The sequence below is a fragment of the bacterium genome, from assembly GCA_026708015.1.
Lineage (GTDB): Bacteria > Actinomycetota > Acidimicrobiia > Acidimicrobiales > Bin134 > Poriferisocius.
Genome location: JAPOVT010000034.1, coordinates 41596 through 52139, shown reverse-complemented (window position 1 = coordinate 52139; position 10544 = coordinate 41596). Strand labels below are relative to the sequence as shown.

Annotated in this window: 12 protein-coding genes; 9 read left to right on the top strand and 3 right to left on the bottom strand. The window is 64.3% G+C overall.

The window, feature by feature from the left end:
* Positions 1-129 (bottom strand): type II toxin-antitoxin system prevent-host-death family antitoxin (locus OXG30_07735; protein ID MCY4134788.1); only part of this gene is annotated, 129 nt, incomplete at its 3' end.
* A 69-nt stretch (positions 130-198) separates the two neighbouring features.
* On the opposite strand from OXG30_07735, the gene OXG30_07730 reads away from it, so the two are divergent.
* The 3 genes from OXG30_07730 to OXG30_07720 all read left to right on the top strand — a co-directional run bounded on the left by OXG30_07730 (position 199) and on the right by OXG30_07720 (position 2734).
* Entirely contained in the window at positions 199-741 is a 543-nt protein-coding gene (locus OXG30_07730) for a hypothetical protein (protein MCY4134787.1), read from the top strand.
* 12 nt (positions 742-753) lie between these two features.
* Positions 754-1200 (top strand): nucleic acid-binding protein, encoded by a 447-nt coding sequence (locus OXG30_07725; protein MCY4134786.1) that lies wholly within the window; start codon positions 754-756, stop codon positions 1198-1200.
* 124 nt (positions 1201-1324) lie between these two features.
* Positions 1325-2734, top strand: a complete 1410-nt coding sequence (locus OXG30_07720; protein MCY4134785.1) for a magnesium chelatase — start codon at positions 1325-1327, stop codon at positions 2732-2734.
* A 9-nt stretch (positions 2735-2743) separates the two neighbouring features.
* On the opposite strand, the gene OXG30_07715 is transcribed toward OXG30_07720, so the two are convergent.
* Positions 2744-3973: a family 1 glycosylhydrolase gene (locus OXG30_07715; protein MCY4134784.1), complete on the bottom strand. Its 1230-nt coding sequence runs from the start codon at positions 3971-3973 to the stop codon at positions 2744-2746.
* A gap of 34 nt (positions 3974-4007) precedes the next feature.
* Here OXG30_07715 and OXG30_07710 point away from each other — a divergent pair, with 34 nt between their 5' ends.
* The 4 genes from OXG30_07710 to OXG30_07695 all read left to right on the top strand — a co-directional run bounded on the left by OXG30_07710 (position 4008) and on the right by OXG30_07695 (position 7688).
* The gene (locus OXG30_07710; GenBank protein MCY4134783.1) at positions 4008-6107 is read left to right on the top strand and encodes a hypothetical protein; all 2100 of its coding nucleotides are present in this window, start codon (positions 4008-4010) and stop codon (positions 6105-6107) included.
* Positions 6108-6283: 176 nt separating this feature from the next.
* The gene (locus tag OXG30_07705) at positions 6284-6601 is read left to right on the top strand and encodes a WhiB family transcriptional regulator (GenBank protein ID MCY4134782.1); all 318 of its coding nucleotides are present in this window, start codon (positions 6284-6286) and stop codon (positions 6599-6601) included.
* Between the two features lie 55 nt (positions 6602-6656).
* Positions 6657-6836: a twin-arginine translocase TatA/TatE family subunit gene (tatA, locus tag OXG30_07700; protein ID MCY4134781.1), complete on the top strand. Its 180-nt coding sequence runs from the start codon at positions 6657-6659 to the stop codon at positions 6834-6836.
* A gap of 12 nt (positions 6837-6848) precedes the next feature.
* Positions 6849-7688, top strand: a complete 840-nt coding sequence (locus tag OXG30_07695) for a sugar phosphate isomerase/epimerase (protein ID MCY4134780.1) — start codon at positions 6849-6851, stop codon at positions 7686-7688.
* Positions 7689-7706: 18 nt separating this feature from the next.
* Here the strand turns inward: OXG30_07695 and OXG30_07690 are convergent, their stop codons facing one another.
* Positions 7707-7916, bottom strand: coding sequence for a WhiB family transcriptional regulator (locus tag OXG30_07690; GenBank protein MCY4134779.1), 210 nt, complete (start codon positions 7914-7916; stop codon positions 7707-7709).
* Positions 7917-8153: 237 nt separating this feature from the next.
* Here OXG30_07690 and OXG30_07685 point away from each other — a divergent pair, with 237 nt between their 5' ends.
* Together OXG30_07685 and ppk1 are read left to right on the top strand one after the other, a co-directional pair.
* The gene (locus OXG30_07685; GenBank protein ID MCY4134778.1) at positions 8154-8447 is read left to right on the top strand and encodes a hypothetical protein; all 294 of its coding nucleotides are present in this window, start codon (positions 8154-8156) and stop codon (positions 8445-8447) included.
* A gap of 18 nt (positions 8448-8465) precedes the next feature.
* The gene (gene ppk1 / locus OXG30_07680) at positions 8466-10532 is read left to right on the top strand and encodes a polyphosphate kinase 1 (GenBank protein MCY4134777.1); all 2067 of its coding nucleotides are present in this window, start codon (positions 8466-8468) and stop codon (positions 10530-10532) included.
* Positions 10533-10544: the final 12 nt, after the last annotated feature.

The window sequence follows — 10544 nt, the reverse complement described above, 5'->3', positions numbered from 1 at the left end:
GGCAGGCCAGTCAACCGGCAAGTCTCCGGCGGCCACGACCAGCGGGGTTCCCGCCGGGGCGATGATGAACGGCTCGCCCTGAACCGCACCCTCAACCAGCTTCGAGAGGTGGGTCTTGGCCTCATGCATGTTGTGGTGAGTGGCATAGCAGAGAGTCGATTGGTAGACATCCGAAAATAGAAGGTCTAAGTTAGCCCTATGGATACACCGCGCCTTGGAGGCACCACCTTCGTAGACATCTACGACTTCAAGCGCGATTCCCACGCGGCCAAGTACGTGGTTGAGTTGGATTGCCGACCTGAGGCCGCTGAACGGCTCTTTTGGTTGATCAACGATCCTGCGCACGAACAACGGCTGGTTGACGCGGAGATGAACGGCATGCCCGCCCTGGCCGGAGTTGCCCGGTTTCTGGAAGACGACCCGATAATCGGTGAAGTCCTCGAAACCGACCCGGCCAGCCTCCGCTTTCGCCAGACCCTCGGCGTGGCCATCAAGTTGAAGATGGCCAAGCTGGGCTGGCAGACCACCGGCAAGAAAGGTGCCGTCAGGGGGTCCCGCCACTTCACCAAAGCCGAGCGCTATGCCCAAGAGGAGCTCGATGATGATGCTTACCGAGAGCGCGCCCTCGCTGCTATGGAACGTGTGAGGAACATGGGCAGCAAGCGCGAGCAGGAAGAAACCGGGCGCTACCTGATGGAGGCCTTGGCGGAGACGCGCCGCGCTGAAGGCCGCCCCTTCTAGCAAGGCCTTTTGGTGTTGCTCGTTCTGGACAGCGGCCCGCTGGGGCTGCTGAGCGATCCGAAGATGAGCCCACATTCACAGCAAGTTGACGATTGGGCTACGGATCGACTGAGGGCCGGAGATCGGCTGGCCGTTCCCGAAATAGCCGACTACGAGATCAGGAGGGAGTTGCTGCGAGCCGGCAAGAAACCCGGCATCGCTCGACTCGACGAGTTATGCGCTGGCTACCTCTATTTGCCGCTCACCACACCGGTGATGCACGCCGCCGCCATGCTGTGGGCCGATGCCTGCAATGCCGGTGGCCCAACCGCTCACCCTCACGCTCTCGACGGGGACGTGATCCTCGCCGCCCAAGCCAGGAGCGCCCAGGCTGCCTACGGCCGCGAGACCGTGGTGGCCACCTCCAACGTCGAGCACCTCGCCCGCTACACCGACGCCCGCCTCTGGTCCGACATCTGAGTAGGCGTCAGCTACCCGAAAATCACTGCGTCGTAGCGGTTGGCGGCTTCGACGGGTCCGGTGAGGCGCAGGTAGATGGTAACGCTCACACCGCCAAACAATCGCAAGCTAGGGTTCAACACCTATGTCGCAACCCTCCACGCTCGGAGAGCTCAAAGAAGCCGGCTGGCAATCCGTCTCGGTCAAGCACGAGATCCGCCGTAACGCGATCGCACGCATAAGAGCCGGCGAAGACTTGTTCCCCGGCATCTGGGGCTATGAAGACACCGTCATCCCCCAGATGGAGACCGCCCTGCTAGCCGGCCACGACGTCATTTTCCTCGGCGAACGCGGTCAGGCCAAGACCCGGATGATCCGCCTGGTGTTAGACCTGCTCGACGAGTGGCTCCCCATCGTGGCCGGCTCCGAGGTGAATGACGACCCCTACAACCCAGTCTCCAAGCACGCCAAAGACGTGATCGCCGCTGAGGGCGACGACACCCCTCTGTCCTGGGTACACCGCAGCGAGCGCTACGGCGAGAAGCTGGCCACGCCCGACACCTCCATCGCCGACCTCATCGGCGAGGTCGATCCCATCAAAGTGGCCGAGGGCCGCTACCTCTCCGATGAGCTCACCATCCACTACGGCCTGGTGCCCCGCACCAACCGGGGGGTGTTCGCTATCAACGAGCTGCCCGATCTGGCTGAGCGCATCCAGGTGGGCCTGCTGAATGTGCTGGAGGAACGCGACGTGCAGATCCGGGGCCACAAGATTCGCCTGCCCTTGGACATCTTGCTGTTCGCCTCGGCCAATCCCGAGGACTACACCAACCGGGGCCGCATCATCACCCCGCTGAAGGACCGCTTCGGCGCCCAGATCCGCACCCACTACCCCACTGACGTGGACATCGAGATGGACATCACCGAGCAGGAGGCCACGATGCCCGAGGCCGACATGCCGGTGGTGATGCCCGACTTCATGGGCGAGGTGCTGGTATATCTCAGCCAGCTGGCCCGCCAGAGCCCCCACATCAACCAGCGCTCGGGGGTGTCGGTGCGGCTGACCGTGTCCAACTATGAGACGCTGGCCGCCGCGGCCATCCGGCGGGCGCTGCGCACCGGCGAGGCCTCTGCTGTGCCCCGGGTGACCGACTTGGACGCTCTCGACCCCTCTACTTTGGGCAAGATCGAGATCGAGACCATCGACGACGGTCGGGACGGCGAGATCGTGGACAACCTCCGCAAAGAGGCGGTCCGCCTGACCTTCAGGGATGCGGTGGACCACGACGTGCAGCACGAGGTGGTTGAAGCCTTCGAAGAGGGCCGGGTAGTCAACGCGGGAGACGACATCTCCTCGGTCGACTACGCCGCTCTGGTGGAAGATGTGCCGGCCTTCTCCAGCGCTCTGGCCGCTCTGGGCTATGAACCCGGCGACCTGGAGAACCCGGCACTGGTGGCCAGCGGCATCGAGTTCGTGCTGGAGGGCCTCCACCTCTCCAAGCGACTCAACAAGGAATCGGTGGCTGGCGCGGCCGTGTACCGGGGCAGGACCTAGCGGCAGGACCTAGCCGTCTCTTTCGATCCCCCGGATGCGGTCGCGCAGTGTGAAGGCGGCATCTTTGGGATTGCGGTCCCGATCGAAGAGGCCGCGGGCTGATGACCTGCCCAGGTTCCACTGGTAGCCGTCTACCGCGGTGTCGGCGAAGAACCCCACCACATTGATCCCGTCGGCCTTTGCCGCGTCGACCTGATCTAGCGTCCGACCGAGGAGCTGGTCGCGCCAGGTCTCGTCGGTGGTGGACACGCCGGTACCGGCTACCGCCAACGGCAGATCGCCCAGCATGTCGGCCAGACGGGCCAGCGCCCGGCCCAGCTCCTCGGGTTCGGGGGCCAGCCCCGAGTCATCGCACCGAGCGGTGACCGGATACGGACCAAGTCGGCCGTGCTGGTCCACGGCCGTCGGAGCGTCGAAGCACATGCCCACCACGTCGAGGGCCTCTCGGAATTCCTCGCGGGCCACCACCGGCCGATCGGGCACTGCGATCTCTCCGTCGGTCAGCGCCGAGGTCCAGCTCTGCCACAGCAGGCGGTCCCACCAGCCCTGCCAGGCAAAAGTGTCGGCCCGCTGGTCGGCGGCGAACACGGTGTGGAGGCCGAACACCCCCATGATCGGCTGGCTCCCGCTGCGGAGCAGTCGACAGGCCTCGAACATGGCCTCAAGCCCGTGCTGGGCCGCCTCCACACCGTCGGCAACGCTGCGCCGTCCCGGAGGGCGCAGGGCCAGAATGCGGCTCCGCACCGCCCAGCCCACCGGGTCCTCCACCGGCACCCAACCGGCCACCCGGTCGGAGAACCACTCGCCGCAGCGGTCCACCCATCGGGCCCACCACAGCGTCCGCCCCTGCCGGGTGCTCCAACCGCCCTCGTCGTCGGCAAACCACCCCGGCAGCGTGGTGTTCTGAAGCACCAGCCAAACTTGCAGCCCGGCGTCGCGGGCCGCGGCCAGCATGTCCAGATATCGGTCCACGGCGTCGTGGTCCAGCTTGCCGGGCTCGGGCTCCACCCGGGCCCACTCCACCGGAAGCCGGCAATGGGTGAAACCCCACTCGGCCAACAGCTCCAAGTCGGCCCGGAAGTCGATGCCGAATCCGCACCCCTCACCTGATCGGGGTGCCCGCCCCTCTCGCTCCCACACCGACCAGTCCGCCGCGGGGCTCACTCCCTCCAACGACACTGAGTCCGCGGTCCACCCCCAGGCGAACTCGTCGGCTCTATCGCTCTGGGGATCAGCCACCCTGTTCAGGATATTGATAGGGTAGGTTGACGGGATGCTTCGGAGATGGCGAAGGGCTCGTCGTCGTTCAGCCCACCGGGTGGCCTACTCCCGCTGGGACGGATCCCAGACCGGGTTCGACTTCTCCACCTCCGACCTGTTCGCCCAGATGAACGACGATCTCCTCTACCACGGAGACGTGAATGCCGCCCTACGACGGCTTCTCCAGCAGGGCTTCGAGGTCGATGGCCAGCAGGTGCAGGGGCTGCGGGAGATGATGGAGCAGCTCCGCCGTCAGCGCCAGGAGCGCCTAGAGCAGCACGACCTCGGCGGGGTCTACGACGACATCGCCCAGGAGCTGCGCGACGTGGTCGATATGGAGCATGACGCCCTCGACGACCTGGCTTCCTCAGCAGCCGAGTCGGGTGACGAGCGCCGGGCGGCCATCACCGAAGAGACCGTGGACCAGCGCCGGTTCCAACTCGACATGCTGCCCCCCGACCTGGCCGGCCAGATCAAAGAACTGGAGAACTACCAGTTCACCTCATCGGAGGCCCAGCAGCGGTTTGACGACCTAGTGGAGCAGCTCCGCCAGCAGCTCATGCAGAATTACGTCAACCAGATGACCGACGGCATGAACAACCTCTCCCCTGAGGACTTGGCCCGGGCCAAGGACATGATGGCTGAGCTGAACAGCCTGCTGGAGAAGCGCCAGATGGCCAATGACCAGCTTCCCGCCGACATCACCGATCCAGCCGAGCGCAACCGGATGCTGGACGAGAGCCTCCAATCCGACTTCGACAGCTTCATGGAGCGCTTCGGCGACTTCTTCCCCGAGAACCCCCGCACGCTGACCGAGCTGCTGGAAGTGATGGCCCGGCGCATGGCGGCCATGTCGGCCATGATGGCGTCGATGACGCCCGAGCAGCGGGCGCAGCTCCAGGGCTTGGCCGAGCAGCTTTTGCAGGACATGGACCTGCGCTGGCAGGTGGATCAGCTGTCACAGAACCTCCAGGCCATGTTCCCCGATGCCGGCTGGGACCGGTCTTACGACTTCAGCGGAGCCGATCCGCTCGACTTCGCCTCGGCGGCCCAGATGATGCAGGAACTAGGCGATCTAGACCAGATCGACAACCTGCTGCGGGGGGCCAACAACCCCGGAGCGCTGGCTGAGGTGGACATCGACCGAGCCCGAGAGCTGCTGGGAGACGAGGCGGCCCAGAGCCTCGAGCAAATGGCCGATCTGGCCAAGCGGCTGGAAGAGGCCGGATTGATCGAGAACCGGGAGGGGCGTCTGGAGCTCACCCCCCGGGCGATCCGCCAGATCGGCCAAAACGCCCTTTCGGACCTCTTCAAGAAACTCCAGCAAGACCGAGTGGGCCAGCACACTATGGAGATGTTCGGCGGGGGCCACGAGCGGGAGTACCATACCAAGCCCTACGAGTTCGGCGATCCCTTCAACCTGGACATCGAGCGAACTATCCGCAACGCCATCCAGCGCACCGGGGGCGGCACCCCGGTGGGGCTGTCACCCGACGACTTCGAGGTTGAGCGCACCGAGAACATCGTGAGGTCGTCCACCGTGCTGATGCTCGACCTGTCGCTGTCGATGCCGATGAGGGACAACTTCCTGCCGGCCAAGAAGGTGGCCATGGCCCTCCACTCCCTCATCAGCTCGCAGTACCCCCGGGACTTCCTGGGCATCGTGGGATTCAGCGAGGTCGCCCGGGAGGTCAAGCCCGAGCAGCTTCCCGAGGTGTCGTGGGATTTCGTGTACGGCACCAACATGCAGCACGGGTTCATGCTGGCCCGCCAGATGCTGGCCCGACACAGCGGCACCAAACAGATCATCATGGTCACCGACGGGGAGCCCACCGCCCATGTGGACGATGACGGTAGGCCCTTCTTCTCCTACCCCCCGGCTCGGGTGACGGTGGAGAAGACCCTGGAGCAAGTGATGCGGGCCACCCGGGAGGGCATTCGCATCAACACGTTCATGTTGGACGCCACCTCCTACCTCACCAACTTCATCGAGCAGATCTCGAAGATGAACGGGGGACGGGCATTCTTCACCACGCCGGAGACCCTGGGCGATTACGTGCTGGTGGATTTCGTGGAGCACAAGCGCAAGCTTTTGGGCGGCCGCCCCCTCTAGGGCGGCCTGGGAAATTATTGGCGGATTGAGAAATTTCTTCTTGCGTTTGGCGCAGTTCCATGCCAAGGTTACGTTATTGAAATTACAAGCACGTTGTTTCCTATCCCCCGGCCGATCAGGCCGAAGGCGGGAGGCAGCGGGCAGGGGGCGACACTTTCCAATTCCAGGAGGGCGCAATGAAACTGGTGGAGACGACTGCGAAACCTTCGCAGACCGACGATGACGGACGGGCGTGGCAAGCGCTGGCCAACTGCCTGGGGGTGGACCCCGACCTGTTCTTTCCCGAGCGGGGGGCATCCACCCGTGAGGCCAAGGAGGTCTGCCGGGCCTGCGTTGTGCGCGAGGAGTGCTTGGAGTACGCCATTGTGAACGGCGAGAAGTTCGGTATTTGGGGTGGCATGAGCGAGCGGGAGCGGCGCCGGGTCCGCCGGGCCCGGGGACTCACCCGAGTTCGGGAGCCACTGAAAGCGGTGGCCGATACCTCTGGTGCCTGAGTCGAGCTGATTCCCGCGTGACGCACACCCCGCGGTTTCGGGGTAGCCTGAGCCTATGAATCTTGGCGCTACGGAGTTGATCATCGTGTTGGTCATCCTGCTCGTGCTGTTTGGCGGAGCCAAGCTTCCCAAGCTGGCCCGCTCGCTGGGCCGAGCCCAGAAAGAGTTCAAAGAGGGCGTCACCGAGGGCACGAAAACCGAAGAGAACACTGAAGAAAAGCCCAAAGACGCCTAGCATCCCCCCCTGATGTCAGAAAATACCTCTGATGAGCTGGTCATGTCGTTGGGCACGCTTTGTGTCAATCCCTTCGAGTTGTCTTTCGACCAGTTGGAGTCGTCTTTAGCTGCCACCGCTGACGCGGGCTACACCGGAATCAGCATTTGGCCCTTCGTACTGGGAATGGCTGGTGTCGACACGCCCTGGTTGGTCGACCGACTTCAAGAGCTTGAGCTAACCCATCCGGTGGCCGAAGCTACCTTTGGCTGGCTGAACCCCGACTGTGACGCGGCCGCGGCCGAGGTTGCCAATCTGAGCGAGTATGCCAACGCCGTGGGCAGCCGGGAATTGGTGGCGGTCACGATGGAGGCCACGCTGCCGCCCATGGACGATGTTGTGTCCCGCTTCTGCACCCTGTGCCAATCAGCAGCGGAAGCTGGGTTGAAAGTGAGCATGGAGTTTCTGCCCTGGACTGGCATACCCGACTTGGCCACCGCGTGGGAGATCATCGAGCGGGCCGACTGCGACAACAGCGGCATCATGGTCGACACATGGCATTGGTTCCGCCAACCCGGCGGCCCCAACCCCGATCTGCTGCGCCAGATTCCCGCCGAAAAGCTGCGGGTAGTTCAGCTCTGCGATGCTGCCGCTGAGCTGCCCGGCGACATGGACGTCGCCACCGAGACAATGACTGCCCGCCTGCTCCCCGGCGATGGTGCAGTCGACTTTGCCGAGGTCCTCGGTATCATCACCGGGTCTGGTGCCACTCCGATTTGGTTCCCCGAGGTTTTCAGCACCCCTCTGGCCGCGGCCGGTCCCCAGACCATGGCCCCCCAAGTGCTGGACGCTTCCCGATCAGTAATGCCATAGAGCCCGATTGGGGCGGCCTCACGCCGCGGCTTGGCGCAGCAACCGGCGGCGTTGTCGCTCGGAGCGCCCGCCCCACACTCCGTGCTTAATTCGGTTGCACAGCGCGTAGGCCAGGCAAGCATCCTGCACCAGGCACTCCTGGCAGATTCTCTTGGCTTTTTCCACCCCGAGCCCATCGCTCGGGAAGAAGACGTCGGGCGACTCATCGACGCACCTGCCGTAAGCCATCCAGCTCTCGCTCATGGGACCTCCATCGGTTACATGCCCCCGCATGTATGACGCCCCACCGCAGCCAAAAGTTCCCTCCGAAGAGGAATTTCAAGAGCTATCGGCCGTCCGGTCGTCATCATAGCGGTGGATTTGATGCCAGGGGAGTCGCCCAGGCGCTGAACGAAAGAGCGCATTCGGGATATAGCCGGGCGGCGGCTAGACTGGTACGGCCCCATTTCCCACAGGAGCAGCAAAATGACTGACACCATGGATGCCCTGCCCGAGCCGCCAGCAGGGAACGTCAAGGTGGTTTACATGGGACCAGTAGCGCCCCACTGGGACTTCATGTCCGATTTCGGCGATACCGGCCACATCGAGCAATTCAAGGCCCGGGCCGAGGCTCGCCTGTTGCTGCTCCCCCCCCACGATCCGCAGTTCCGCCGGAACCGGGAGCGGATCAACCGGGACGCCGAGCGGGAGAACCTGCTCATTGAGTGGGATTTGGGATACGACGAAGAGGAAGAGGAGAGCGAAGCGGACGAGGGGTAGACCCGTGAGCAGTGGGACATGATTGCGGAATCCATCGACACCGAGGCTGAGTCTGGTCGATTCATCAACCGCGAGCTGTCCTGGCTGGAATTCAACAGCCGCGTTCTGGCCCAAGCCGAGGATCCCTCGATACCCCTGTTGGAGCGGGTCAAGTTTTGCGGCATATGGAGCTCCAACCTCGATGAGTTCTTCCAGGTTCGGGTGGCCGGCCTCAAAGACCAGCTGGCCGGCCAGTTCACCGGCACCACGCCCGACGGGCGCACCGCGGCCCAGCAGCTCCACGAGATCCGCATCGAAGTGGACGACCAGATGGACCGGGCCGCCCGGTGCCTGGGCGGACTGACCGCCGAATTGGCCGACGCCGGCATCGAGATATTGAACTGGGACGACCTGGACGACGAGGACCGCAAGTTCCTCTCCGGCGAGTTCGACGACCGCATCTATCCGGTGCTCACCCCATTGGCGGTGGACCTCGGCCATCCGTTCCCCTATATCTCCAATCTGTCGTTGAGCTTGGGCGTGCTGATGATCGACCCGGCCGACGGCCACCAGCGGTTTGCCCGCCTCAAGGTCCCGGCCACTTTCGGACGCTTCATCCAGCTCCCCGACGAGCATCGGTTCGTGCCCGTCGAACAAGTGGTGGCCGCCCACCTCCCGACGCTGTTCCCAGGCATGGAGATCACCGAGACGGTGGCCTTCCGGGTGACCCGCAACGCCGACCTGGCCGTTGACGAGGGCGAGGCCCAAGACCTGCTGGCCGCGGTGGAGGTCGAACTTCGCCGCCGCCGGTTCCGCAGCGTGGTCCGCCTGGAGGTGGAGCACCTGGTGTCGTCGGAGATCCGCAACCTGCTCATCGAAGAGCTCGACATCGAGCGCGCCGACGTGTACGAGGTGGACACCCTGTTGGAGCTGTCCAGCCTGTGGGACCTGTTTGCCGTGGACCGGCCCGATCTCAAGAACCCGTCGTGGCAGCCGGTCAATCCCCTGCCTTCCAAGGCGCCGGGGGACCAGCCGATCGACCTGTTCGCCCGCATCCGCGAAGGCGACATCTTGGTCCACCACCCGTACGATTCCTTCACCGCCACCGTGCAGGAGTTCATCTGGCAGGCGGCCAACGATCCCAAGGTGTTGGCCATCAAGCTCACCTTGTACCGGACCTCGGGCGACAGCCCGATCGTGCGATCGCTCATTCGAGCAGCCGAGAGCGGCAAGCAGGTGGCGGTGGTGGTGGAGCTCAAGGCTCGCTTCGACGAGGAGGCCAACATCGAGTGGGCCCGCCGGTTGGAGCAGGCTGGCGTGCATGTGGCCTACGGGCTGGTGGGTCTCAAGGTCCACGCCAAGACTTGCCTAGTGGTTCGAGAGGAGGCCGACGGTGTGCGCCGCTACTGCCACATCGGCACCGGGAACTACAACTCCATCACCGCCCGGGTGTACACCGACTTGGGGCTGTTCACCGCCGATCCCGAAGTCGGGGTCGATCTGACTCAACTGTTCAATTCGCTCACCGGCTACGGCCGCGACATCCAATTCCGCCGCTTGGTGCCTGCGCCCCAGGGCCTGCGCCCGACGGTGACGGAGCTGATCCGCAATGAGGCGGCCCGCGGCTCCGAGGGTCGGATCATCATGAAGATGAACAGCCTGGCCGATGCCGAGATGGTCGAAGCCCTGTATGAGGCCTCCCAGGCCGGGGTGGAAATCGATCTGATTGTGCGGGCTATCTGCTGTCTGCGCCCCGGTGTGCCCGGAATGTCCGACACCATCAGGGTCCGCTCCCTCATCGGGCGCTACTTGGAGCACAGCCGCATCTACTACTTCGGCAACGGCGAGGACATTGGTGCCCCGGCCTACTACATAGGGTCGGCCGACCTCATGCCCCGGAACCTCAACCGCCGTATCGAGGCTCTGGTGGCGGTGGTCAACCCGGACCTGCGCTGTCGGCTTGACCAGGTGCTGGAGTTCAATCTCAGAGACGATGAATTGGCCTGGGATCTGAGGTCCGACGGCAGTTGGCAGCGAGTTCCCTCCAGCACGGGATTCGATGCCCACACCGCTTTCGAGCGCCTGGTGGCCGGCCCCGCGTCCTAACAGAGTGTTCTA